The sequence below is a fragment of the Nostoc sp. UIC 10607 genome (assembly GCF_047228265.1).
Classification (GTDB): Bacteria; Cyanobacteriota; Cyanobacteriia; order Cyanobacteriales; family Nostocaceae; genus Nostoc; species Nostoc foliaceum_A.
On sequence record NZ_JBIQNW010000019.1, the window covers coordinates 90,860 to 117,450 of the forward strand.

The 26,591-nt window shown below is 41.4% G+C and carries 22 protein-coding genes and 1 tRNA gene; 10 read left to right on the forward strand and 13 right to left on the reverse strand.

Annotated features, from left to right (window positions below; translation table 11 throughout):
* Positions 1-97 precede the first annotated feature (97 nt).
* Together ACEYW6_RS17960 and ACEYW6_RS17965 are read right to left on the reverse strand one after the other, a co-directional pair.
* Positions 98-316: a hypothetical protein gene (locus ACEYW6_RS17960; protein WP_190896928.1), complete on the reverse strand. Its 219-nt coding sequence runs from the start codon at positions 314-316 to the stop codon at positions 98-100.
* 89 nt (positions 317-405) lie between these two features.
* Positions 406-1,302, reverse strand: coding sequence for an ABC transporter permease (locus tag ACEYW6_RS17965; protein ID WP_412980788.1), 897 nt, complete (start codon positions 1,300-1,302; stop codon positions 406-408).
* A gap of 337 nt (positions 1,303-1,639) precedes the next feature.
* On the opposite strand from ACEYW6_RS17965, the gene ACEYW6_RS17970 reads away from it, so the two are divergent.
* Positions 1,640-2,056, forward strand: coding sequence for a XisH family protein (locus ACEYW6_RS17970; protein ID WP_412980789.1), 417 nt, complete (start codon positions 1,640-1,642; stop codon positions 2,054-2,056).
* A complete protein-coding gene (locus ACEYW6_RS17975) occupies positions 2,044-2,379 on the forward strand; it encodes a XisI protein (protein WP_412980790.1) in 336 nt (111 codons plus the stop codon). The genes ACEYW6_RS17970 and ACEYW6_RS17975 overlap by 13 nt, the downstream gene beginning before the upstream one ends.
* Positions 2,380-2,452: 73 nt before the next feature.
* On the opposite strand, the gene trxB is transcribed toward ACEYW6_RS17975, so the two are convergent.
* Positions 2,453-3,823: a thioredoxin-disulfide reductase gene (gene trxB, locus ACEYW6_RS17980; RefSeq protein WP_412980791.1), complete on the reverse strand. Its 1,371-nt coding sequence runs from the start codon at positions 3,821-3,823 to the stop codon at positions 2,453-2,455.
* 324 nt (positions 3,824-4,147) lie between these two features.
* On the opposite strand from trxB, the gene ACEYW6_RS17985 reads away from it, so the two are divergent.
* Positions 4,148-5,680, forward strand: a complete 1,533-nt coding sequence (locus ACEYW6_RS17985) for a SagB/ThcOx family dehydrogenase (RefSeq protein WP_412980815.1) — start codon at positions 4,148-4,150, stop codon at positions 5,678-5,680.
* A gap of 198 nt (positions 5,681-5,878) precedes the next feature.
* Here ACEYW6_RS17985 and ACEYW6_RS17990 read toward each other — a convergent pair whose 3' ends face one another.
* On the reverse strand, positions 5,879-6,118 hold the full coding sequence (locus tag ACEYW6_RS17990) for a DUF1816 domain-containing protein (protein ID WP_412980792.1): 240 nt from the start codon (positions 6,116-6,118) through the stop codon (positions 5,879-5,881).
* Between the two features lie 219 nt (positions 6,119-6,337).
* On the opposite strand from ACEYW6_RS17990, the gene ACEYW6_RS17995 reads away from it, so the two are divergent.
* Both ACEYW6_RS17995 and ACEYW6_RS18000 read left to right on the forward strand, forming a co-directional pair.
* Entirely contained in the window at positions 6,338-9,136 is a 2,799-nt protein-coding gene (locus ACEYW6_RS17995) for a PAS domain S-box protein (protein WP_412980793.1), read from the forward strand.
* A 10-nt stretch (positions 9,137-9,146) separates the two neighbouring features.
* Positions 9,147-10,667, forward strand: coding sequence for an ATP-binding protein (locus ACEYW6_RS18000; RefSeq protein ID WP_412980794.1), 1,521 nt, complete (start codon positions 9,147-9,149; stop codon positions 10,665-10,667).
* Positions 10,668-11,086: 419 nt separating this feature from the next.
* Here ACEYW6_RS18000 and ACEYW6_RS18005 read toward each other — a convergent pair whose 3' ends face one another.
* On the reverse strand, positions 11,087-12,004 hold the full coding sequence (locus ACEYW6_RS18005) for a rhodanese-related sulfurtransferase (protein WP_412980795.1): 918 nt from the start codon (positions 12,002-12,004) through the stop codon (positions 11,087-11,089).
* A 71-nt stretch (positions 12,005-12,075) separates the two neighbouring features.
* Between ACEYW6_RS18005 and ACEYW6_RS18010 the strand changes: the two genes are divergently transcribed.
* Positions 12,076-12,148: transfer RNA gene (locus tag ACEYW6_RS18010), tRNA-Ala, on the forward strand.
* Between the two features lie 98 nt (positions 12,149-12,246).
* Complete coding sequence (locus ACEYW6_RS18015; protein ID WP_412980796.1) at positions 12,247-13,653, forward strand: lysophospholipid acyltransferase family protein; 1,407 nt, start codon at positions 12,247-12,249, stop codon at positions 13,651-13,653.
* Between the two features lie 176 nt (positions 13,654-13,829).
* On the opposite strand, the gene ACEYW6_RS18020 is transcribed toward ACEYW6_RS18015, so the two are convergent.
* Positions 13,830-14,711: a hypothetical protein gene (locus ACEYW6_RS18020; protein WP_412980797.1), complete on the reverse strand. Its 882-nt coding sequence runs from the start codon at positions 14,709-14,711 to the stop codon at positions 13,830-13,832.
* 240 nt (positions 14,712-14,951) lie between these two features.
* On the opposite strand from ACEYW6_RS18020, the gene ACEYW6_RS18025 reads away from it, so the two are divergent.
* Positions 14,952-15,584 carry a hypothetical protein gene (locus ACEYW6_RS18025; RefSeq protein WP_412980798.1) on the forward strand — a complete coding sequence of 211 codons (633 nt, stop codon included), beginning with the start codon at positions 14,952-14,954 and terminating at the stop codon, positions 15,582-15,584.
* A gap of 478 nt (positions 15,585-16,062) precedes the next feature.
* A complete protein-coding gene (locus ACEYW6_RS18030) occupies positions 16,063-19,035 on the forward strand; it encodes a CHAT domain-containing protein (protein WP_412980799.1) in 2,973 nt (990 codons plus the stop codon).
* 147 nt (positions 19,036-19,182) lie between these two features.
* On the opposite strand, the gene ACEYW6_RS18035 is transcribed toward ACEYW6_RS18030, so the two are convergent.
* The 5 genes from ACEYW6_RS18035 to ACEYW6_RS18055 form a co-directional block, all read right to left on the reverse strand.
* On the reverse strand, positions 19,183-21,372 hold the full coding sequence (locus ACEYW6_RS18035) for a xanthine dehydrogenase family protein molybdopterin-binding subunit (protein WP_412980800.1): 2,190 nt from the start codon (positions 21,370-21,372) through the stop codon (positions 19,183-19,185).
* Positions 21,369-22,346, reverse strand: coding sequence for an FAD binding domain-containing protein (locus ACEYW6_RS18040; protein ID WP_412980801.1), 978 nt, complete (start codon positions 22,344-22,346; stop codon positions 21,369-21,371). Before ACEYW6_RS18040 ends, ACEYW6_RS18035 begins: the two co-directional genes overlap by 4 nt.
* Entirely contained in the window at positions 22,333-22,881 is a 549-nt protein-coding gene (locus tag ACEYW6_RS18045) for a (2Fe-2S)-binding protein (RefSeq protein WP_412980802.1), read from the reverse strand. The genes ACEYW6_RS18040 and ACEYW6_RS18045 overlap by 14 nt, the downstream gene beginning before the upstream one ends.
* A 245-nt stretch (positions 22,882-23,126) precedes the next feature.
* A complete protein-coding gene (locus ACEYW6_RS18050; protein WP_412980803.1) occupies positions 23,127-23,411 on the reverse strand; it encodes a hypothetical protein in 285 nt (94 codons plus the stop codon).
* A gap of 5 nt (positions 23,412-23,416) precedes the next feature.
* Positions 23,417-23,920 carry a hypothetical protein gene (locus ACEYW6_RS18055; RefSeq protein WP_412980804.1) on the reverse strand — a complete coding sequence of 168 codons (504 nt, stop codon included), beginning with the start codon at positions 23,918-23,920 and terminating at the stop codon, positions 23,417-23,419.
* 365 nt (positions 23,921-24,285) lie between these two features.
* On the opposite strand from ACEYW6_RS18055, the gene ACEYW6_RS18060 reads away from it, so the two are divergent.
* Positions 24,286-25,500 (forward strand): FAD-dependent oxidoreductase, encoded by a 1,215-nt coding sequence (locus ACEYW6_RS18060; RefSeq protein WP_412980805.1) that lies wholly within the window; start codon positions 24,286-24,288, stop codon positions 25,498-25,500.
* 192 nt (positions 25,501-25,692) lie between these two features.
* On the opposite strand, the gene ACEYW6_RS18065 is transcribed toward ACEYW6_RS18060, so the two are convergent.
* Together ACEYW6_RS18065 and leuD are read right to left on the reverse strand one after the other, a co-directional pair.
* Positions 25,693-25,815 (reverse strand): hypothetical protein, encoded by a 123-nt coding sequence (locus ACEYW6_RS18065; RefSeq protein WP_412980806.1) that lies wholly within the window; start codon positions 25,813-25,815, stop codon positions 25,693-25,695.
* 40 nt (positions 25,816-25,855) lie between these two features.
* Positions 25,856-26,464 (reverse strand): 3-isopropylmalate dehydratase small subunit, encoded by a 609-nt coding sequence (gene leuD / locus ACEYW6_RS18070; RefSeq protein ID WP_196509158.1) that lies wholly within the window; start codon positions 26,462-26,464, stop codon positions 25,856-25,858.
* Positions 26,465-26,591: the final 127 nt, after the last annotated feature.

Genomic DNA, 26,591 nt, shown 5'->3' on the forward strand with positions numbered 1-26,591 from the left:
CTTCTGTGTATTAGAGCGTTTCGATTTTCAAGCTCAAGTCGTCAAAGTTTGAGGCAAATCTGTACTTAGCGTTTTAGCATTTTGGCACGAAAAAATTCTAAATTTTCTGTTTTATTGGGTGCGAGTCGTTTTCATCCCCGACATCAAGATGCGCGGCTTTCAACTCCGATTTCTGTAAATTAGCAAAAGTCATGGTGCGGAAACTCGATTGCTCCTGCCAACCTGTAACTGGAGCACCCCTTAAGATGCCAGAAAGGGCAATCGAAAGCATAAACCCGCCAGTAGCGGCGGCAATTAACGTCAGGTTATCTTTCACACTAATCTCTCCAGTTATCAATTACCAGTTATCAGTTACTAGTTATCAATGATCAGCCCGTTGACTGATAAGTGTCCACTGTTTACTAACTATTTTCGGATTCTATTTTCTCTCCGTAACCGGGGATTGACAAATTCGTTTAACCCTTCACCAAGTAGTGATAACCCTACCACCATGAATGTCATCGTTAAACCAGGGAAAAGTGTAGTCCACCAAATGCCAGTAGGTAGAGCTTCTAGGGCTTGTTTTAAATCATGTCCCCATTCTGGCACTTCTTCGGGAAGTCCTAACCCCAGAAAGCCCAAACCGCCCAACACTAAAATTGCATCAGCGGCGTTGAGTGTGAATAAGACGGGTACGCTTTGAATGACATTGAAAAATAGATAACGAGAAAGCACAACCCAAATAGAAGCACCCATTGCTTGAGCAGCTTCGATGAATACTTCAGTTTTCACGCTCACAGTGTGGTTGCGAACAACGCGGTAATATTGGGGGATGTAGGCAATGCTAATAGCGATCGCTGCATTTAATATTCCACGCCCCACCACAAACGCCAACGTCACAGACAGCAGTAGCCCCGGTAGGGTGTAGATGCTATCCATTATAAACAGCAACACTTTATCCAATTTCCCGCCGAGATAACCACTCAGCATCCCCAAAGGCACACCGATAATCATACTCAGCGCTGTTGCCAAAATTACCACCTGCAAAGCAGCTTGAGCGCCAAACAATGTCCGGGAGAACACATCATAGCCCAAGCGACTAGTACCGAACCAATGTTTAGCTGAGGGTGGCTCGTGAATTGGATTAGAAAGAAAATCTTTGGGGTTTTGCAGCCATCCCCAAGCCTGGAATACGGGAGCGAAGAATGCCAGGAAAATGAAAAATAGGGTAATGGCTAACCCGATGAGCATGAGTTTTTGGGAAAGATTGAGACTTTTGCCAAACTGTAAAAATGTCGGTAGTCGCCGTTTTGTAATGGCCATGTGCGATCGCCTGGATCAAAGCTTGATACGCTGACCATTTTACATATCAGATAGGGAATTGCGTAAACATCATGAATAAAAGTCCGACTATTGAGCGGTGGATACAGAGCTAGACTGAGGAAGAGGTGAGATTATGCCTTATTTTTGGTAAAGATAAATTATTAGCCAAGTGTTACCACAAAGGTAAATGATTCCAAGTAAAGAAAAATTTTAATACAATACAGTTCAGATAAGACTAAAACACTTGTAGAGACGGCGATTTATCGCGTCTCAAAAACCCACAGTTTTGTACAATTAGCCCTTAACCCAAGCGTATTGAATTTTAATCTGCTTTGATATGCCTGCAAGAGATATTTATCATGATGCTGTTAAGAATGCTTTAGTTAAAGAAGGCTGGATAATTACAGATGACCCCTTACATTTAAAGTGGGGTCAAAAAGATATGTATGTAGAATTAGGAGCCAAGCAACTCTTAGCCGCAGAACAAGAAAGTAAAAAAATAGCTGTAGAAATTAAAAGTTTTGTCAGTCCCTCAGAAATGGCAGACCTCAAAGATGCTATTGGGGAATTTATTATGTATCGTGCTGTTATCCATCGCCTCGAACCAGAAAGAACATTATATTTGGCAGTGCGCGACAGCGTATTTACAGCTTTGTTTGAGGAACCAATTGGTACACTTTTAATAGATACTGAAAATCTAAAGTTACTCGTTTTTAATCCAGAAGCTGAGAGGATTATCCAATGGATACCTTAGATAATTATCGACGGATCATCAAAGAGGTATTAGTACCCTACACACAAATTCCTTATTCACACGCAGCCATTGAATGTAAAGCAGTATTTGATAGCAAAAATGACAGTTATTTGCTGATAAGTTTAGGCTGGGATGGTGTTAAACGAATTCACGGTTGCTTAGTTCATCTCGATATTATTGATGGCAAAATTTGGGTGCAACGGAATGACACAGAAGATGGTGTTACCTACGAATTAGTAGCAGCAGGAATTCCTAAAGAGAAAATTGTCTTGGGATTTCACCCGCCAAATGTTAGGCAACACACAGGATATGCTATTGCCTAACTTATTAAAGCTACCGCTTAAGTAAGTGGGCGGGATTGGGTATTGAGCAGAGTCTTCCCCAATACCCACTATCTCAAAGACTACTTTCAATCAACAGGCGGTATTCGCTCTTTTGCTTCACGCCTTTGACTTCCTTGACTAGTTCCTTATCTTTAAACAATTGAACCGTTGGTGTTCCTGTCACACCAGCATTTTCAGCAATATCTCGGTCTTTGTCGATGTCAATTTCTACAAAGTGAATTTTGCTGTCAAATTCATCCACCACTTTATTTAAAATTGGCTTCAGGGTATGGCAAGGGCCGCAACCAGGAGAGACGTATTTAACAAGGAGTAAGCGATCGCTTTCATGGAACAATTTCCGTAAGGCATAACCTCCCTCATGACGCGTCCTATCCAAGTTAAATCCAGCTTCTTCTTCGGCTTCAGTCTTTTTGGCTGGCTGATGTTCTAATTCATTAACCGCTGTTTCTGGCTGTTGATGGAATTCTTGAATCAAGCCACTGGATGATAACCAACGTTCTGCTAACATTGCCGCCATACAGCCAGTACCCGCAGCCGTAATTGCTTGGCGAAACTCATGATCTTGTACGTCGCCAGCAGCAAAAACGCCCTCTACACTAGTTTCTACAGAACCGGGTTTAGTGACAACGTAACCTACCTCATCCAGTTCTAACTGACCTTTAAATAGAGAGGTGTTGGGACTGTGACCAACGGCGTAGAATAAACCCTTCGCGTGCAGTTGGCTCTCTTCACCAGTTTTGGTATTGCGGACTTTCACCCCTTCCATGTGACCGTTACCGAAGATATCCACGGCTTCTGTGTTCCAATGCACTTGGATTTTCGGGTTACTCAAAACGCGGTCTTGCATGGCTTTAGAAGCCCGCATTTTATCGGTGCGTACCAACATATTTACCTTAGAACCGTACTTAGTAAGGTAAATTGACTCTTCCGCCGCCGAGTCGCCAGCACCAATCACAGCCAATTCTGCACCGTGGAAAATTGGTGTTGCGCCATCGCAAATCGCACAAGCGGAAATACCCCGACTCCAAAATTCGTGTTCGCTGGGTAAACCCAAACGCTTTGCTGTCGCACCCGTAGCAATGACGATGCTGTTGGTTTTGATTTCCCTTTCTTGCGATCGCACTGTAAATGGACGCTGACTCAAGTCAACTGATATAACATCTTCAGTATATAGTTCAGCCCCCCAGCGCTCCGCCTGAGCCTTCATCTGATCCATCAGTTCCGGCCCGGTAATCCCTTGGGGAAATCCAGGAAAGTTCTCGACTTCCGTCGTTGTCATTAGTTGCCCACCAGGCAATCCCCCGGCTTGGAAACCTTCAAATACAACAGGTTTTAGGTTCGCACGTCCGGCATAGATAGCAGCTGTGTACCCTGCTGGCCCAGAACCGATAATTACCAAGTTTTCTACTGTGGGGTTAGTCATGATCATATATAAACTCATAACGACTACGCTTAATATAGCATAACATAGCTTCAAGGCAAGTGATTGGGAAACGGCTACAGCAGTGCGATTCGTTCACCCTAAATGAATAGAAATACTCAGGGACGGTTGCTGGTTTTATTAGCCTTGGTACTAATGAATAATGACTTTGGAGGCGGGCTGCTATTCTTCCAATGCCCCATGCGGCATTCAGTTGTTAGCAATTAGCACTTTGTGAGTCTGAGGATTGTACGAATTGACACGAAATAATGAGGCTGATGAATGCCAAGATCAAAGAAAGGATGCCTCAAGGATATTAAAAGTACTATGCCAGAATTACACCAATCAATTGCCCAGCATTACCACGAACGGACTAAATACAACCCTGAGACTCTCGCCTCCAAAAGTCAAAGGCTAGACTGGGCTAAACAGCCAGTGCCTTTCAAAGAGTACAAAATTGGCTCTACTTTTGATCTCAAACCCTATATCCAAGAAAAATCAGAGGGATTTGCTAGTAACCCAGATGCTCAATGGTGGCAAAGACTTTCACGGCTGCTGTTTCGCAGCTATGGATTGACGGCGAGAATGCCTTCTATGGGTAGTGCGGTGTATTTACGTGCTGCTCCCAGTGCAGGCGGATTATACCCTGCCGAGGTGTATGTGGTTTCCCGTGGTACGTCGTTATTGCCGCCTGGTCTGTATAACTACCAGTGTCGGACTCATTCTCTGATGCATTATTGGGAAAGTGATGTTTGGCAAACTCTCCAAGCAGCTTGTTTCTGGCATCCTTCCCTAGAAAGTACCCAACTTGCAATTATTGTTACTGCGGTATTCTATCGTTCTGCGTGGCGCTATGAAGATCGGGCTTACCGCCGGATTTTTCTCGATACGGGGCACCTGTTGGGTAATATCGAGTTGGCTGCTGCGATTACTGACTATCGCCCCCACTTAATCGGCGGTTTTGTGGATGAATCAGTAAACGATCTACTTTATATCGATCCGCAACAAGAAGGTGCGATCGCTGTCTTACCTCTGGCAGACTTGTTAGATGTCAATCAAAATTTGCCATTGGGATGTACTGCTTTACCTTCCGCCACCGAAACCAGTTATCCCCAAATCCCCGATGGTGAATTGCTGACATATTTCCATCAACACACCCAGATTCAATCAGGTATAACTGGCAATCTCAATCTACCAACTATCAAACAAGAAAAATCTTTAGAGGATAAATATAACTTTCCTTTCTGTTTGAAAATTCCCACCACCACCGCACCTATAGACTGGGGACAAAAGCTGTCAGAACTGGAAATTACTATGTACAAGCGACGCTCTACCCGCGCTTACAATGGTGATGATTTAAGCTTCGATGAATTGAAAAGTTTACTTGATTTCACTTACCAACCGCAAAATTACATCGATCAAAGTTTAGATATTTCTCCAGACTACTTTGATCTGAATTTAATAGAAACATTCATTGCTGTTTGTGGAGTCAAAGGATTGGAGGCGGGTTGTTACTATTACGCGCCCAAAGCCCAAGAATTACGCCAAATTCGGTTTAAAAACTTTCGACGAGAGTTACATTTTCTCTGCTTAGGACAAGAATTAGGGCGGGATGCAGCAGCAGTGTTATTTCATACAGCCGATCTGAAAGCTGCGATCGCACAGTATGGCGATCGCGTTTACCGTTACTTACATATGGATGCCGGACATTTGGGACAGCGCCTGAATTTAGCCGCAATGCACCTGAATGTAGGTGTCAGTGGGATCGGCGGATTCTTTGATGACCAAGTAAATGAAGTTTTGGGTATCCCTGCCGATGAAGCTGTTTTATATATCACTACATTGGGTCGCCCAAGATAAAACAAACCGCAAAAAACACAAAGTACACAAAGATTCTTTGCGTTTTTTGCGGTTCCTTTCCTAACCTCAACTTCTGGGGATAAATCTATGATGTAAAGATTTTTAGTTTCTAGATGGCACTCTTCAGCATAGCTGCCTTCTTCACTTACTTCTTCTGGTACCTCATTCAACTGAAAACTACTTGCTATAGCTCACTTCTTAATCACAAATCGTTAGCACATCTGGATGGCAACGTTTAATGACGACTTTTATTCCCAAGGCTCCCTCGCTTTCAAGGTCGTCAATATATCCAGGGCAAGCAGCTTTCGCTTCAATAAATGTTTGAAAAGGTCCAAAATAGTAGATGCAGTCAGGACTTTCAGTGATTAGTTCTATCCAGTAATCACTAATAACCTTTTGAATAATTATTGAACCCAAAATTTTAAGTTTGTTTAACACAAAAGGAAAAGTTAGATTGCTAGTAGGTCTTTAACAGCATCACTGTTGCTCTAATAGTTATCATCTGCTAAAAGCATGAGATATGTAAAATTTAACTATGTTCAATGTTAAGCTTCTATGTGATCATGCCAACTTGCCTTCTGGCTGTGGTGGCTTTTTAAGTTCGTCGAATTCAAGTTAAATCTGATACTACAAAAGATTTTTGTCACACAATCACTAATGCTATTTCCAGAAAATGAAAGCCAACGACTAGAAGTACTTAATCAGTATCAAATTTTAGATACGCCACCAGAAGAAGTTTTTGATGAACTAGCTCAACTAGCTGCCAACCTTTGTGAAACACCAATCGCTCTCATTAGCCTAGTTGATGCAGAACGGGAATGGTTCAAGTCAAAAATCGGAATAACTATATCAGAAGTCCCTCGAAGCATTTCTTTTGGTAATTATACTATCTTGCAAAGTCAAATATTAATTATCCCTGACACTTTGCAAGATGAACGGTTTTCTACAAATCCTCTTGTAACATCAAATAATTATTTCCGCTTTTATGCGAGTGTTCCCCTAATTACCTCAAGCGGTTTTGCATTAGGTAGCCTTTGTGTAATTGATTATGAACCGCGAAATTTAGCTGTTAAAGAACAAGCAGCTTTGCAACTGTTAGCTCGACAAGTAATCAGGTATTTAGAGTTACATCGACAAAAAGTAATTGATGATAGCCAAAGAAGTTTTAATCTCCTTTTCTCTAAAAACCCCAATCCAATGTGGGTATATAACCAGAATAATCTGCAATTTTTAGATGTAAATGAAGCTGCTGTTGTCCATTATGGCTACTCACGAGAAGAATTTTTGCAAATGCGAATAACTGACATTCGCCTTCCAGAAGATGTGCCTATTTTCATAGAATATTTAAGACAAAGACACTCTAACTTACATTTTGCTGGACAATGGCAACAACGGCGAAAATGCGGAGAGATTATTGATGTTGAAATTGTCACACATAAAATAGACTATGCCGGGTACAATGCTCGGTTAGTTAATATTCGAGACATAACAGAACACAAACGAATAGCAAAAACACTTCAGGAAAGTGAAGCTAGATTTCGAGTTATTTCTGAAGCCATTCCTGTTCCCTTTCTTATTTCGCGTCTGTCTGATGGGTTGATTTTATATGCTAATCCAGAATTGCTTCAAACATTTCAGTTTTCTGCCGAGTATTTAGTTAATGGCAAAAGTTTATTAGATTTATATCATAATATAGCCGATTTAAAAACACTATTAAAAATTCTTAATCAGCATGGTTTTATTTATAATTATGAACTTCAATTAAAAAGATCTGATGGAACTTATTTTTGGGCGATCGCTTCACTGCAATATTTAATTTTTAATGGTGAATCAGCTATTTTGACAGTATTTTATGATATAAATGACCGAAAAAATATAGAAACAAAACTCCAAGAGCAAAATGAGTTTTTGCAGAAAATTTTTGAGAGTATACCGTTGATGATTGCGCTCATTGATACCAATGGCAAACTTCAGTGGGTAAACCAAGAATGGGAAAGTGTTTTAGGCTGGAAATTTCAAGATTTTCAAACTGGTGATGTTTTGGAATCTTTATATCCTAATCCTGAATATCGACAATATGTGATTAATTCTATTCAGTCTGCACAACGTAATTGGAGTGATTTTAAGACTCAGATGCAGGATGGTCATTTACTCGACACATCTTGGACTAATGTTAAACTTTCAAATGGTCAAATTATTGGTCTTGGACAAGATATAACAGAACGTAAGCAAACTGAACTGGCTCTAAAAGCTCAAGCCGAGCGGGAGCAGTTGATGCGAACCGTTGCTCAACGGATTCGTCAATCTTTGAATCTCCAAGATATTCTGAATGCAACAGTTCAAGAAGTGCGAGATTTACTTGGGGTTGATCGAGTGGTAGTTTATCAGTTTGACCCAGAGATGATCGGCACAATTGTGGCAGAGTCGGTGGAACCTGGATGGACAGTTTCTTTAAACGTGCAGATTCATGATACATGTTTTCAAGCAGGCGCTGGATTCGAGTATTATCAAAGACGTAAAAGAGCGATCGCTAATATTTATGAAGCGGGACTAACTGATTGCCATATTCGTTTGTTAGAACAGTTTGAAGTCAAAGCAAATTTAGTCGTACCCATTTTACTAGAAGTAAGCTCTAAAAACTCTGGCTCTCACCTTTGGGGTTTACTGATTGCTCACCAATGCTCTGGTTTCCGCGAGTGGGAAGAAAATCAATTAGATTTGCTCGATCAACTTACAGTCCAATTAGCGATCGCAATTCAACAATCCAGCATCTTTGAGCAAGCTCAAACTGAACTTGTTCAAAGACAAAAAGCTCAAGTAAAGTTAAGAAATGCCTTGGCTGAAAAAGAAGTTCTGTTAAAGGAAGTTCATCATCGAGTTAAAAATAATTTACAAATTGTCTCCAGTCTATTGCAACTCCAATCTCAAACACTTAAAGATCCAGAAGTCATCAAAGTTCTTCGAGAAAGTCAAAACCGAATTGAGTCAATATCTCTAATTCATAAAAATTTATATACTTCTGCTAATATTGGACAAATTGATGTTGCTGACTATATCCATAATTTGGCAGCAAGTTTACTAATTTCCTATCAAATATGTCCTGGTAAAATCGGTTTAGAAACTGATATAGATTCAGTGAGTTTGAATGTTGACCAAGCTATCGCTTGTGGACTGGTGATCAACGAATTAATCTCCAATGCCCTCAAGCACGCTTTTCCCAACCAACAAGTAGGCACAATCAGTATTACTTTACGTAATGTTGGTAATAATATCGAGATGACTATCCGAGACAATGGGATTGGTTTACCAGATAATTTAGATTGGACAAATACTGATTCTTTGGGTCTTTCATTAGTATATGACTTGGTTACAGAACAACTGGAAGGCTGCATTAATCTAGAACGCAATCATGGAACAGTATTCAAAATCCAATTCACGCAGTTAACTTTGCATTAGTAAATATCAAATGGGTCAAGCTAGGATTTTAGTCGTTGAAGATGAAGTGATTGTGGCTAGAACTATTGCCAGCCAACTCAGTCAACTAGGATACATTGTTACAGGAACAGCTTCATCTGGAAAAGTTGCCATTGCCAAAGCATCGGAAACTCAACCAGAACTAGTATTAATGGATATTATTCTTAAAGGTGAAATGGACGGTATTGCTACTGCCAGTAAAATTCGTGAGCAGTTAGATGTACCTATAATTTATTTAACAGCATACGGTGATGATCATACTTTAGAAAGAGCAAAAGTTACCCAACCTTTCGGATACATCGTTAAACCATTTACTACAAAAGATTTAAGAATAGCGATCGAAATCGCTCTTTTAAAACACCAATTAGAGCGTGACCTGCGAGAGAATCGAGATCAGTTAGCAACCCTTTTAAACTCAATGAGTGATGCTGTAATCGCTACAAATGAGGAAGGAATGGTGACATTTATGAATCCCGCAGCTGAGTCCCTGACTGGCTGGCAGCAAAAAGATGCTTTAGGAAATGAAGCGGCGAAGATTTTTCATATTGTCGATGAAGTTACAGGGACTACATTAGAAAGCCCAGTAACAAAAGTACTGCGGGATCAACAGGTTGTTTATTTAGGGGAATTTACTTCTCTGATTACAAGACAGGGAAAAAGAGTTCCAATTGGTGATAGTGCTTCACCACTGAAGCGACGACTTGACCAGATAAATGGTGTAGTAATTGTTTTCTGGGATCTGAGCGAACGACACCAAACGAAGTTGCTAGAGCAAGCATTGGAAAAGGAGCAAGAACTTAACCGTCTCAAGTCTTTATTTATCTCTACCGTATCTCATGAGTTTCGTAATCCCCTGACTGTTATTCAAACGGCAGTAGAACTTATAGAAATGCAAGGAGTAAATTTGACAGAAGCAAAAAAAGGCATTTATTTAAAGCGAATTCAAGGTGCTGTGCAATCTATGGAAAAACTTATGGAAGAGGTGTTGTTTATGGGTCGAGCGGAGGCGAAAAAACTCGTATATAACCCTAATCCACTTAACTTAGAGCAATTTTGTCGAGAGTTAATTAAAGATTTTTCTATTGTTGAAAGTAGTGTATCTGAAATTGTTTTTACATGTCATAGCGATCATACTGATGCTGTAATGGATGAAGGACTCTTACATAATATGTTCGGGAATCTTCTCTCAAACGCGGTTAAATATTCTCCAAGAGGTGGCAAGATTCATTTTGATTTAATATGCGATCCGATTGAGAAAGTAGCAATTTTTTATATTCAAGATCAAGGTATAGGTATTCCAGAACCAGACCAAGCTAGACTTTTTGAATCATTCTACCGAGCCTCAAATGTCCACTCAATTCAGGGTACCGGATTGGGCTTAGTAATCGTTAAAAGGTGCGTTGATGCTCACGGAGGTCAAATCAGTGTCACAAGTGAAATTGAAATGGGTACTACATTTACAGTAATTTTGCCCTTAAATTCCGAATTATCTTTGACTGAAGCTAATAAATGATCAGCTGATGCGCGTCTAAAGTATATAAACACTCTTGATGGTCGTTAACTGTTGACTGTTGACGGTTAACAGTCATCAGTCATTAGGTAAATGTACAAATTAATTGTGTAACAGCTTATCGTGTCTGCTTAAATAACTGTAATTGCAACCGAACGTGAGTGCATCTTGTAGAAAAAGAAAGCAATCACAAAAACCTTATGATTGCTTTCTTTTTCTTCGTTACAATCGCAATGACAAATGAGCAGTAATTAACCAATCTTAATATAGGGGTTCTCGTTTACGTGAGATACACCCGTAGGGGCAGTGCCCCTACACCTCGTGATGTAATGTTGTACCGCATCTGAATGGGAACCGCTATATGATGCCATTTAAAAGTCGTTAAGTTTGACTTACAGATTGCTGGAGGTTTTTACGAGCGGTTAGCTTAGATCCCGATTTTTGGAATTAGCAACTTGGGTTTGGTAGTGCCGCCATTTTTCCTGCTGACGCGCTCTTTTCTCGGCGGTGAGGCTATCAAAACAATAGGCACAGGAGATACCTTGCTCATATTTTGGCGATACCTTATCTTTTTCAGAAATCAGATGCCCACAACAGAGGCACAACTCATAACTTCCTTCCTCCAACCCATGACTGACAGCTACTCGGTCATCAAAGACAAAACATTCTCCTTCCCATAAACTTTCTTGTGCTGGAACTTCTTCCAAATACTTGAGAATGCCGCCTTTGAGATGATAGACTTCTGCAAAGCCTTGGGCAAGCATGAAGGATGAAGCTTTTTCACAGCGAATGCCACCCGTACAAAACAGGGCAACCTTTTTGTGTTTAGTTGGGTCGAGGTGGTGGCGCACATAATCGGGGAATTCTCGGAATGAGCCAGTTTGGGGATTTTCTGCTCGTTGGAAAGTACCGATATTCACCTCATAATCATTGCGGGTGTCAATCACGGTTACTTCTGGATCACAAATCAAATCATTCCATTCTTGGGGACTGACATAAGTGCCAACTTGTTCATTTGGGTCAATTTCAGGCAACCCCAAAGTAACAATTTCTTGCTTCAACCGCACCTTCATCCGCTCAAAGGGAGGGGTTTCGGTATGGGACTCTTTGTATTCTAGGTCTGCTAGACGAGGGTCAGTACGCAGAAAGCAAAGAACAGAGTCAATCGCCTGACGTGAACCGGAAATTGTACCGTTAATGCCTTCTTGTGCCAGCAAAATTGTTCCCTTGACACCTTGTGCTTGGCAGTAAGACAGCAGCGGATCTCGTTTTTCGGCAAAATCTGGCAGCTTGACAAATTTATACAGTGCCGCGACTATCTGAATATTTTCTGGCTTCATCCCTTTGGTAATGGAACAATATAAGTTACAATAACAACGACAAACAAAGTTACCGACTATTTTAATTTTATGGGGGTTTAGCTCAGTTGGTAGAGCGCCTGCTTTGCAAGCAGGATGTCAGCGGTTCGAGTCCGCTAACCTCCATTGGATATGATTTATCTGAAGTGCGATCGCACAAATTCTAAGCGATAAAGCAAGACCCCATGTTGTAGAATCGCTAAAAATACAATCTGGAGAGCGACTTGCCTAGATCGATTCAGTCTACTCAACCACCACTGAAATTTATTACTCTACGGTTTAACCCTCTGATACTCCAGATTGTTCGGTGGTTACTGCCGATGGTGCTACGGTTTCGCACTCGGCCTTGGCTAACGGCTGGTATTGTCGGTGTTGAAGCCAAGAATGTTGAAGTTTTAGCTGAACTTTATCAACAATTTCAGGCTGGAAAAATTCGCTTTTTGCTGGCATTTCGCCACCCAGAGGTGGAAGATCCCCTCTGTATGTTGTATTTGCTTTCTCGCATTGTGCCACAGGTTGCTCGTCAGAAAGGTATTACACTGCAATCTCTTGTTCACAGCTATTTTCTTTACGACCGGGGTATGACGGTTTGGGCTGGAGAATGGCTGGGTTGGTTGTTTTCACGGTTAGGGGGTGTGCCGGTTCATCGCGGTAGGCGGCTAGATCGGCAAGCTATTCAAACAGCACGGGAGTTGTTTGCTAATGGCGAACTACCGATCGCAGTGGCACCGGAAGGCGGTACTAATGGTCATAGTGGTATTGTTAGCCCACTGGAACCCGGTGTTGCTCAAATGGGGTTCTGGTGTGTAGAAGACTTGCAAAAAGCTAATCGGACTGAAACTGTGATCATTGTGCCGATCGCCATTCAGTATCGCTACGTTGAGCCACCTTGGTCTAAACTAGATTGGTTATTGAGTAAGCTGGAAGCTGATAGCGGCTTGCCGACAATAGAAATTGATTCGGGCGGGAGCGAAGAGATTTACTATCAACGCCTTTGTAGATTGGCTGAATATTTGATTACCGAGATGGAAGAGTTTTATCGTCGCTTCTATCATCAAGACATCTCAAAAACCATTGCAACTGATGAATCTGCTACTCCTAATCAGGTGTTGATTGCTCGACTTCATCGCTTACTGGATAAGGCTTTACAAGTTGCCGAGCAATATTTTGGAGTTCAAGCACAGGGAAATTTTATTGACCGCTGTCGCCGTTTAGAAGAGGCTGGCTGGAATTACATATATCGGGAAGATTTGCCAGATATCAACGCTTTACCACCCTTTAAACGCGGTTTAGCAGACTGGATTGCAGAGGAAGCAGACTTGCGGATGCGACACATGCGGATAGTGGAAAGTTTTGTTGCAGTCACAGCTACTTATATTAAAGAACAACCGACGGCGGAACGGTTTGCGGAAACAGCTTTGCTTGTATTCGATATGCTTTCTAGAATTCAAGATACATCGCTTCCGGGGCGACCTCGGTTAGGTTTGCGACGGGCACAAATTACCGTGGGGGAGCCAATTTCAGTTACGGAACGCTGGAAAAATTGTCAGGGCGATCGCAATGCAGCTAAAAAAGCTGTGATCGATTTGACAAAGGATTTGCAGGTTGCTTTGGAGAAGATGATTGCTTGATTACCTGACTTTTCACGGTTTTTGGAAAACCTCTCTCTAAATCTCTCTCCTAAAAGGAGAGAGACTTTGAATTTTCCCGCTTCGAGAAAGGGTTTAGGGGTTAGCTTAATCGTTAGCTTTTGCACATAATGCGAAAAGTCAGGCTTGATTATCTGGCGCAGAGGTGATGATTATCCTCAAGGAGAACTAGTTTTAGAAACTTCTGGACTGCGAATGATGATATGTCCCTTATCACTTTCTTGAATCGCCAACATCGATGGTATCTCGTTAGGTTTTGCATTTGGCGGCAATGCTCGAAACAAATAAATCCAGCCGCCACGTTCTAAGAGTAAACGCCAAACTCTCGGCTGCTTTGGATTGCTGATATCATTATCTTCTCTGCCTCGCAAGTCATCGAATAGACCGCGATCGCCAATAATGCGATAACCTTTCAAGGAAGGGTCAGCAAATATATCATCAAGTTTGCGTCCCACTGCAAACTTTTCTTCCGGTGTAATTAACGCTACAACGGGCAAAGTGGAGTTTTGACCAGCGTCTCGTCGTGCATCTGCAATGCCTTGCCAACGAGCTAACCAAAATATCACAATTAATACCCACGATACTATTACTATTTCATTAACTAGCGATCGCAGAAATTCAACTGAGCGCAATTGCCCAAAACCAAATTCAGCTAGAGATTTAAGCTGTTTAGCTGTCCATGAGCGTTTGTGTTGAGTTGCAGAGATGATGCGACTCAGTAGTAATTGGCTGGCAGAGACTACCGTCTCACTGATGATTTTAATTAACCATAATGTAGCCTGAATTGCGATCGCAGCGATAAAAAAGGCGATCGCTGTTTTGCAGATTGTCCAGCCATCTCCGAGAAATATTTGCAGAGGAACTATGAGAAAAGACTGTGCGGGTAAATCGAGGGTATTGATTTCTAGTTGAAAAAAGTAGAAATATGACCAACGATAAATCCAACCTGCAAAGAAAAGCGCCGCACCCAGCAAGCCAAGTACACTGGTGAATTTACCTAAAATATTAGTTTCTTGGTTAGGATTTGGGGCTTGGTTCATTGGGGAGTACGGGGAGATGAGGGAAACAATATAGCCTTTCTCGTTTGTATGCAAATATACTTTGACCTCTCTCCAAACCTCTCTCCTTTTAGGAGAGAGGCTTTGAATCTTACTCCCCTTCCCTTGCAGGGAAGGGGTTGGGGGTTAGGTCATATTGCGCTCAACTGCAAACCACTATAGGTAAATAATCAGTTGATTTTAGTGATTTTACGGAAATTATATATATGTCTTTGAAGTTTAATGAGAAAGTTAAATATAGTCAAATATACTGTTAAAGCCATGAAAGCTTTTTTCCAGGGATGGGTTGTGGCAATCTTAGTAATAGCAGCAGCGATCGCAGGAAACATTCAAGCTGTAATTGGTAAGGATGTCAAGATGGGAAATTTCTTGTTGGCACAGACACCAGTCAACGCAGATGAATTAGAACTTGCAGTAGCGTTACCAGAATTAGCAGAGGTCATCTTTAAAGGCGGTGAGTCAAGCAGTGGTCGAGTAATAGGAATTGATGCACAAGGGCAAGCACTATCAATTCGGCGTAATGATAAAACTACTACGATTCCTCTAAGCCAAATTGCAAGAGTAGTTTTCAAGAATGGGTCGTTGGTTTACAGAAGCAATGGGCGGCAAATTATCCGGGGGCCGCGAGACCTTCCCATAGGTAAGCCAGTAACTTGGAGCGGTATACCCCTAAATACTTTTACTGTAAAAAATCCTACTCAAGGTCAAGCGGTGGTGAAGCTAAAACCACCTGTAGTTTCCACAGCACAGTTGCGGGGTATTCAGTCAGTGGCGAGAAATTGGCAATATGTGGTAAATGAAATCCAGTTCAATTCACAACAAAGAACGATCACCATTCTGGCAAAACCTTATTGATCGTGAATCATTTCATCTGTAGGGGCGTATATTTATGCCCCTAAGCTGTTTGACGTTTCTAACGACAAACACAATATTAATAAGAAACATTGGAATGTTCATCACAAACATTGCAACATTCCTCACCAACATCACGATATTAATACGAAACATTGCGACGTTCCTCACCAACATCACGATATTAATACAAAACATTGCGACATTCCTCACCAACATTGCAATATTAATACGAAACATTGCGACATTTCTCACCAACATCACGATATTAATACGAAACATTGCGACATTCCTCACCAACATCACGATATTAATACGAAACATTGCGACATTCCTCACCAACATTGCAATATTAATACGAAACATTGCGACATTCCTCACCAACATCACGATATTAATACGAAATATTGCAACATCAGAATGTTGGTAAAGACAACTTCTGTTAAGACCTAATTAAAAACAGCTACCTCTGCACTATTCTATGAAAAAAATTCTCACCAGTTTTTTGGCTGTGGGTGTTTATCTAACGCCTGTAACAGTAATGTTGATGGCTCAACCCACTTGGGGACAAACTCAAAACTTGCGATCGCAAGAAGCAGAAAGACTGCTAGAGCAAGGGGTACAACTGACACAGCAACAAAAACACCAACAAGCAATACAAATATTACAGCAAGCTTTAACCATTGCACAAGAACTTAAAGACCAAAAAAATGAAGCAACTGCACTGCTTGGGCTTGGATTTAACTACGACGCTTTAGGAGAAAAACAAAAAGCACTTGATTTTTACAACCAAGCTCTGCCCTTTAAACGTGCTATGGGCGATCGCGCAGGTGTTGCCAGTACACTCAATAACATTGGTGCAGTCTACGACAGTTTAGGAGAAAAGCAAAAAGCACTCGAATTTTACAACCAAGCTCTGCCTCTATGGCATGCTGTGGGCGATCGCTCTGGTAGAGCCAGTACACTCAATAACATCGGTGCAGTCTACAACGATTTAGGAGAAAAGCAAAAAGCACTCGAATTTTACAACCAAGCTCTGCCACTATATCGTGCAGTGGACAATCGCTCTGGTGAAGCTGTCACCCTAAATAATATCGGTAAAGTCTACGACGATTTAGGAGAAAAGCAAAAAGCACTTGAATTTTACAACCAAGCTCTGCCCCTTAGGCGTACAGTGGGCGATCGCTCTGGTGAAGCCAGTACACTCAATAATATCAGTCTAGTCTACGACGTTTTAGGAGAAAAGCAAAAAGCACTTAATTTTTACAACCAAGCCCTGCCTCTATGGCGTGCTGTGGGCGATCGCGCAGGTGAAGCCAGTACACTCAATAATATCGGTGGAGTCTACTCCGCTTTAGGAGAAAAGCAAAAAGCACTCGATTTTTACAACCAAGCTCTGCCACTATATCGTGCGGTGGGCAATCGCTCTGGTGAAGCCAGTACACTCAATAATATCGGTGGAGTCTACTCCGCTTTAGGAGAAAAGCAAAAAGCACGTGATTTTTACAACCAAGCTCTGCCACTATATCGTGCAGTGGGCAATCGCTCTGGAGAAGCTACTACACTCAATAACATCGGTATAGTCAACGACGATTTAGGAGAAAAGCAAGAAGCACTCAATTTTTACAACCAAGCTCTGCCACTATCTCGTGCTGTGGGGGATCGCGCAGGTGTTGCCACTAAACTCAATAACATTGGTGCAGTCTACGACACTTTAGGAGAAAAGCAGAAAGCACTCGATTTTTACAATCAAGCTCTGCCACTATATCGTGCTGTGAGCGATCGCGATGGTGTTGCCAACACACTCAATAATATCGGTGGAGTCTACAACGATTTAGGAGAAAAACAAAAAGCACTCGATTTTTACAACCAAGCTCTGCCACTATCTCGTGCTGTGAGCAATCGCTTTGGTGAAGCTATCACCTTAGGTAATATTGGTATACTCTTCCAAAGTACAAATCGACCAACTGAAGCCATTACTAATTTAGAGCAATCTCTTCAAATCAGCTTAGAAATGCGCCGGGGTTTGCAACGAGAAAATCGCCAAAAGTTTTTACAGGAAAACGATATATATGCTACTGCTTTAGTCGATGTTCTCATTAATCAAAAGAAATACGCTCAAGCTTTTGAATGGGTTAACCTATTCACTACAGCCGAGCTTGCTGATTATACTCGCCTCATTAATGCCAAAGTTGCCAACAAAGAAGCACAGCAGAGCCTTGACGACTGGAGTAAAAAAAATCAGCAATTGGAAGCACTGCGACAACAACTGCAAAGCGATCAATCCGAAAGCCTACCCCAACAAATTCGGCAATTAGAGACACAAGTTTACTCAGAAGCCGAAAATATCTCTCGCCGTTTTCCTGAAGTGGCAGAACTATTTGAAACTACACCCATAGATATTAAAAATCTTACATCTTCCATACCCGCAGGAACAGTTGTAGTTCAACCTGTCTTGCTTACTAATATGAGAGATATGCCCAACAATATTGCCTTTTTTATCTTCACAAAAGGCAAGTTGAGCGTTATTAAAAAATCTATTAACCCTACTGAATTTAATAAACTTCTCACAAAATATTTAGAAGAGCAGGTACAAAATGACACTGATGCTAGCTACGCTGAAACTGGCGGCGAACTTTATGATATTCTTATTCGTCCTATAGAAGACAAAATTAAGGCTTTATCACCTAAACAACTGAGTATTATTGCTACTGGTCAACTGCGCCATTTACCTTTTGAGACTCTTTACGACAGTAAAACTAACCAATTTCTAATTGAAAAATATCCTGTAAACTATCTCACTCGCGTTTCCAATAATTCCCTAAAATATCGAGATGTACAAAATGCCGTATCCCCCAAACCACAAGCTGTTTTAGCATTTGGTAATCCAGTATCCAGTGACCCACAAAATCTCCCAGGTGCAGAGGTAGAAGTTAGAAAGATTAAGGAAATATTCCCAGACAGTGAATTTTATATCAATAAAGAAGCTACCTTAGAAAGGTTTAAATCTCAAGCATTGCGCTTTTCATTTTTGCACTTAGCAACTCACGGCTGTTTCCAAACTGAAGATTGTCAAAAAGTCAATTTAAAAAATAATACGTTACTATTTGCTGATGAAGCTTTAAACATTGCTAATGCTGCTCTTTTAGGTTTACAAGGCACACAATTGATTACTCTGAGTGCCTGTCAAACTGCTGTAGACACTAATGTTAATGGTGAAGGTCTTGCAGGAGTTGCTTATATATTTGAACGGGCTGGTGCTAAAGCTGTGATGGCAAGTTTGTGGGCGGTTGAAGATGAAGCAACTCAAGAATTGATGGTTGATTTTTATCAGAATCTCAAGCTTGGTATGACGAAAGGGGAAGCTTTGCAAAAAGCTAAATTAAAGTTAATTGCAGACCATCGCCATCCTTTTTATTGGTCGCCATTTGTGCTGATTGGGGATGCACGGTAAAATAATTCGTAATTCGTAATTCGTAATTCGTAATTAAAGCTAGCTAGTAGGTTGGGTTGAGGAACGAAACCCAACATCATCAAGACTTGTTTGGGTTTCACTTCGTTCAACCCAAACTACAATTATTTTTACTACAAACAGATTCACTTACAGCAATTTATCTGGTGTAATTGGCAAATCACGAATCCGCTTACCTGTGGCATGATAAACAGCATTAGATATGGCAGCAGCTACCCCAACAATGGGAAGTTCCCCCAGGCTTTTGGTTCCTAGCGCATTCACGTAAGGATCGTGTTCTTCAATAAATTGCACTTCCATATTTGGGATATCTGCATGAACCGGAATCAGGTAATCGGAAAGGTTTGCACCAACTATTCTGCCCTGATTTGTATCCATGACGGTTTTCTCCATCAGCGCCATACCAATTCCCCATGTAATCCCACCAACAACTTGACTCCGCGCTGTCTTGAAGTTGAGAATTCGCCCTGCACTATAAACGCCTACGCATCGTCTAACTTTGATTTCCCCCAACAATTCATCAACTGCAACTTCGACAAATATCGCACCAAAAGAGTGTTTAGCGTATTCTTTGCTCTCTGGACTGGCTGAAGATTCTTCTGTAACTTCTAAACTCTCTAACCCATGACGGCGTAGAATATCGGTGTAGCTGTCTCGCTTCGATGGATCTTGTTTTAAAAATATTTGCCCTAATTCAACGCTAATATCTTCTGCTTGAGATTCGTAAAGCAGAGAATTTGGATCTACGATCGCCATTTGAATTATTCTATCTCGTGCTGCGATCGCTGCTTTATGTACCGCCGGGGAAACACTAGCAACGGTAATTGAGTTCCCTGCAATCGGCGCTTTAGGAAGATTGCTATCACCTAGTTCAAACTGCACTGGTAAGCCTAATATTTCAGAAGCTATCTGCGTCATCACTGTATAAGTGCCAGTCCCGATGTCTTGAGTACCAGTTTGTACTTTCACTTCTCCACTGGCGAAAATTTCTACCTTGACTGATGCAGTTTGAACGTTGGTGGGAAATGTCGCACTTGCCATTCCCCAACCAATCAGGAAATAATCATCCTGCATGGAACGGGGAACTGGATTACGTTGTGACCAACCAAAAATTTCTGCCCCTTTTTGGTAACATTCTTTTAGGGATTTACTTGACCAAGGTAATTCTTTATGGGGATCTATATCTGCATGATTTCTTAGTCTTAGTTCAATTGGGTCAATATTTAAAGCATAAGCCAGTTCATCCATTGCCGATTCTAGGGCAAACATTCCCGTTGCTTCTCCCGGCCCACGCATAAAGGTTGGTGTGGCAGTGTTGATGCGTGCTAAACGGTATTTTACTTCCAAATTTGGACAGGCGTACATCATCGTTGTTGCTGCACCCACAGGTTCTACAAAGTCATCAAATAACGATGTTAAGGATGTACCAATGTGATTGATGACGGTTAGTTTGCCTTCTTTGGTTGCACCTAGCGTTAGGTGTTGTTCGGTTTGCGATCTGTGGCCGCAACCAGTGTACATTTGCGATCGCGTTAGCACAACTTTTACAGGGCGTTTTACTTGACGAGCTGCGATCGCAGCTAAGATTGTATGCGATCGCAGCAGGGCTTTACAACCAAATCCTCCGCCTAAATATTTGGAGATGACGCGGACATTTTCTTGAGGAATATTCAGCACAGATGCGATCGCTCTTTGGGTTGCAGAAATGCCTTGAGTGGTTTCATACAGCGTCAAGTTATCCCCTTCCCACATTGCGATCGTTGCAGAAGATTCTAGGGGATTATGATGTTCCATTGGTGTGGTATAAACTTGCTCTACCAGCACATCTGCCTGTGCTTTACCCGATTCAACGTCCCCTCTGGTGATTTTACCGGGCATGATGCCAAAAAATATTGATTCGGGTTCAAATATCTCTGCACCTGCCGCCGTGACTGTATAGGGTGCTTCTTCGTAGATAATTTTTATCTTAGAGGCGGCGGTTTCGGCTTGTTCTAAAGTTTGGGCAATTACAACCCCCAAGTGTTGACCATCGTAGTAAATATTATGGTCTTTTTCGGTTGACTGAGGCTGTGGAGGGCCAAAGAAGGGTATTTTTACCAGAGATGGGGTTTGTTGGTAAGTAACGACATCTAGGACACCAGGGGCGATTGCGGCGGCGGATGTGTCTATTTGGATAATTTTACCGCTGGCGATCGCGCTTTGAAAAATCACTCCATAAGTTAAATTCTCTATTGGCACATCGGCTGTGTAAGATGCTTCTCCGGTAACTTTCAGCCTACCATCGACGCGATCGAGTGGTTTACCGATAATTTTATTCATGATTTTCCTCCCACAACTGAAAGCGCACGTACCAAAGCACGTTTGACTAATTCAATTTTGAATTCATTGTGTGTTTGCGGTTTCGCTTCTTTGATGGCTACTGTGGCTGCATCTCTAAACGTGGCTTCATTGATTGCTTTATTTTGGAGAAATTCTTCAGCTTCCCATGCACGCCAAGGTTTGGGTGCTACTCCCCCAAAAGCGATGCGTGCTGATTTAATCATGTCTTGTTCTATGTCTAAAGCAACAGCTACGGAAACAAGAGCAAATTCATAACTAGCTCGATCTCTGACTTTTAAATAATAGGACTTATATGCAAATTCTGGAATTTCAATGGCAACAATTAATTCTCCAGGCTGTAATAGAGTTTCTTTTTCTGGTGTCTCGCCTGGTAAAAGATAAAAATCATGAATTGAAATTCGTCGGGCTTTTTCTACTCCTTGGATGCAAATCACCGCATCTAACGCCGTCAGTGCTACAGCTAAATCAGAGGGATGCACAGCAATACAATGTTCACTTCCCCCGAAAATAGAATGCATTCGATTGTAGCCTGTAATTGCCGAACAACCTATACCGGGAGTGCGTTTATTACAAGGAAAAACCGGATCACGAAAGTAACCACAGCGGACTCGTTGCATTAAATTACCGCCTACTGTTGCCATATTTCGCAGTTGCGGTGAAGAACTTTGTAACAAAGCTTGGCTAATTACTGGATAACGTTCTTGAATTTTTGGATGAAAAGCTACATCACTCATTCGAGAGACTGCACCAATGCGGATTCCATTAGGTTGAGATTCAATATCTGCTAAAGGCAAACTATTAATATCAATTAATATATTCGCTGTTTGAACTCCATCCTTCATCAATCCCAGTAAATCTGTACCCCCAGCAATAAATGCAGCAGTTTGGTCTTGATTAACTGTTGCGATCGCAGCCTCTTGGCAAGTAACTTTAGCATAACTAAATGGCTGCATCTTCTATTTCCTCTAGCACATTTTGAATCGCCGCAATAATATTAGGATAAGCTCCACAGCGACAAAGGTTTCCACTCATTTTTTCTCTAATTTCTGCCTCAGATTTTGGTGATTCTTCTAATATCATCCCCACGGCTGAGACAATTTGACCCGATGTGCAGTAACCACATTGAAAAGCATCATGGGTAATAAAAGCTGTTTGCATGGGGTGGAGTTTGTCATCTTGAGCTAATCCCTCAATTGTGGTAATTTCAGTACCAATATGCATGACTGCTAGAGTCATACAAGAGTTAATTCGCCGATTATTAACTAATACAGTACAAGCGCCACATTCACCGCGATCGCAAGCTTTTTTAGTCCCCATCAAACCTAGCTTTTCCCTCAGTGCATCAAGTAAAGTGATCCGAGGTTCTAGCTTCACCAAGTAAGACACATTATTGACATTCAATGAGAATTCTACTTCCTCTGAACCCAATATTTTCAATTCTTGGGTAAGAGAGTTTGAAGCTATTGAAGCTAAGGAATTTTCTTCCATGTTTTATGCAGATAATAATTACATCATTAGTTTCAGGAAAACAGTGCTGAGTTCCAAATGAGAATTCTTACTCGGTACTCAGCACTGCTTCTATGATGATCGTGTTCAAGTAAAGAGTCTAGTCCCGCACGGCGTAAATAAGCCACCCATCTTAAATGTCTGAAACCTTTTCAAACAATTAATTACGAATTACGAATTACAAATTACGAATTACGAATTACGCCTTGCGTTTCTAGATAGGCAATTTAGAGGTTTTTTTGGTAATATTCCTCTATTGCACCTACAGCTTTTAATAATGGCGAATCTAACGGTTCAATCCAATCCGCTACTTCACGAGCTAAACCAAAAGTTGAAGTTCCTCCGGATGGTTCCAGCTTACCATTCAGTGTCTTGCTTTTAATAGATTGTAGGGCACTAATCACGTTATTTAAACGTGCTGAAGACTCAGATTTTTTGTCTTTAAGCATCTGTTCGGTAATATCAGACGCTTGGTCAATCAGCTTGATAAATTCTTCTATCTTAGTTTTCATGAATTTTACGGACAACTAAAAGGTTCCACGACGATATTTTCTCCATCAGACCATTTGATATTTGGATCTTTTGAATCTTGAATAAATGTCTGTTGAGCACCACCTGGATAGCATTCTGTAGGTACTTGAGGGGCAACAATTCCTTGATAAGTTATCATTCCTGCTGGTAAAGTTATTGTTTGTATCATAGTGGCTTGATTGCCCCATACTTGATTGAGAGCTAGATTCTTGATTACTTCTACATTTGTTTTATATTTGTCAGTTGTTAAATACCTGCCGTATTTATTTCCACTGTTACTATAGTAGCGATAAAAAGTCTGAGGCTGTTCTAGTTTTACTTCCTGACATTTAGAATCCAAGAAGGTAACGGCAATCTCAGATGGCAGAGGACATGAAGAATTAACCTCTTGGGCAAAAACTTGTGGTGAATTTACAAGACGCGGCAATGAACTGACTGAAAAACTCAGAAGGCTTAAACCAATATATACGGAAGCTGACTTAAATTTCATACAAACTCTTCTTCACAATCTTTTTTGAATATGAAAATGATACAGCAAGCTGATTTTCATTACAGAAAGTTTATGAAATTTAAAAGTCGAATTTAGGGAATCTATCGCCAAAATCGACTTAAAGGTGTTTATTAGTATTTGTCGGCTTGGCGAAAAATTGTGAAGTGTGCAGTTTTTGTTACCACTAGCAACCGTAAAGCTGATGACTCATGAGAACACTAATTCAGAATTGATTCTTCAGGAAGATTGACTAAAAAAGCACTCAGGAGCCAGAATTAATAATTGTGAGTTTGGCTCAGCTCAAATGTAAGCCTGCCTTGAGACATGAAGGAAGCGCATTTATTTGTGGAGATATTCTGACTTCTATGAACACAAATCTAACTCAGAAATTATCCAAACCCATAGTAGAGAAAGTTGCCATTGTCGGTGCTGGCCCAGGCGGTTTAGCTGCTGCGATCGCACTGAGAAGCCAAGGTATTAATGTTCAAGTATACGAAAAAGCCCAAGAATTTCGTCCGGCTGGAACTGGACTAGGACTGGCTCCCAATGGCTTGAATTCTTTAGATGCGATGCCTACGGCGGGCTGTGCCAACGCGCCGGGAATTGTCGAAACCCTCAAAAGTTCAGGGTGCGAGGTTCATCACACGGTTTTAAAGAATACCCAGGGAGAAACACTCCGAACTAACGCAACTAAATACTTGGAGAATTATGGACAGCCATTATTGACTATTTGGTGGTATCGTCTACAGCAAGTATTAGCCTCTAGATTGCCATCTGAGATCATTCACCTTAATCATCGCTGCATCGGCTTTGAGCAAGATGAAAACGGTGTGGAAATTCATTTTGATGGCGAAAAATCGGTATATGCAGATTTGCTGATTGGGGCTGATGGCGTTAACTCTATCATCAGAGAAACTTTATTTGGCGAGGGTAAGCCTAATTATATTGGTAGTATGTGTTGGCGTGCCGTCATCAAGTATCATCACGAGCTATTTAATGACTATGAACTGGTTTTTGTCAAAGGCAATCAACAGTTTATGTACCTCCTCAATGTGGGCGGTGGCTATACCAGTTGGATTAGTCGGAAGTTCTCGCCTGAGTACTCTCTTTCCCACAGTGCTGATCAGGTGAAGTCTCGCATTCTCCATGAATTAGCTGATTGGGATCAATCCTTTCGGGCGGTGGTACAAGCAACACCAGCCGAGCAAATTTGGGAAGGGCCGATTTGCGATCGCCCGCCCTTAACCCACTGGAGTCAAGGCAGAGTAACTCTCTTAGGCGATGCCGCCCATCCGATGGCACCTGCGATGGGACAGGGAGCCAATACTACTTTTGAAGATGCATATGAACTGCAAGAGTGTTTTTCCCAGTCAGCTAATCTCCAAGAAGCTTTAACTAGTTACGAACAGCGTCGCATTGAGCGCACAAAAATTATCCAAGCTCGTAGTGCCTGGGGTGAAATGCGCTACTACGACACTAACAACGTGGCATCTAGTGGGCAGACGCAGGAGCGGCAAATGAGTCTTAATGATGATTTTCACAAATGGCTGTATGATTTTAAGCCGTCTGCAATAAGCTAAATTTTAGTTTGATATCAAGAAAGCTGCTTTTTTAAAGTAAAAACAAAAATCTGGGTAGTTAGCTGAAAAAGTTATAGTTAGTGCTAATTTTATCGAGTAATTAAAAATTATAAGATATTAATTGCTTTACGTGTTTAAGTAAACTTTGTCTTTTGATTAAAATCCCTTATTGGTTAATTCAATCTCCATCTTTTAAGAAGACCCGTATATTCTCCACTTTTGAAAACAGAAATTAGCAACTTTGCTAAAATATTTTTGATTACGCACAACCCAAATTATCTGGTTAGCCAGAGCGATCGCAGCAATTCTTGGCATTCTTTCATTCTCTGGCTGACAACCAGAGAATGAAAAAATACTAACTTGCAGCTAAATTGCCCCAACCGACGTAGGGTAATTTTGCAGCTGTTGCTCGAACTTGGTCAGCATTTGCCACCAACTGACCGCAAGCGTCCCAAGTGCCTGAAATAAATGTGCTTCTTGTCCCTTCACCGATCGCAACTGGGGCGGTGTAATCACCAATTTGCACTTGCAAGGTTTCCAAATTCACTGTCACGGCGGCTTGAGGATTGGCAGCGACTAACTCTTGCAGTTGTTTAACAGTAACAGCATCGGCTGTCAGACAAGGTATGCCCATTGCCACACAGTTACCGAAAAAGATTTCGGCAAAGCTTTCACCGATTAAAGCTTGGATTCCCCATTTTGCGATCGCTTGGGGTGCATGTTCCCGTGATGAACCACAGCCAAAGTTTCTATTGACTATTAAAATATTCGCCCCTTGGTACTGGGGTTGGTCAAAGGGATGTTCACCTTTGAGTGCTGTCCGGTCATCAATAAATGCGCCTTCGCCTAACCCATCAAAGGTAACGGCTTTCAAATATCGCGCGGGAATAATGCGATCGGTATCTATATCATTGCCCACTAAGGGTACACCGCGCCCTGAAACTGTTTTAACTTCACTCACCATAAACTTTATCTATTCTTTCAATGACAGATTGTTGAAAAAGGGACTGGGACTAGGGGAGGTGAGGGGCAAGGGGAAAAGGTTAAAGGGTAAAGGGTAAAGGGATAAATTTAACCTTTCCCCCTTACCC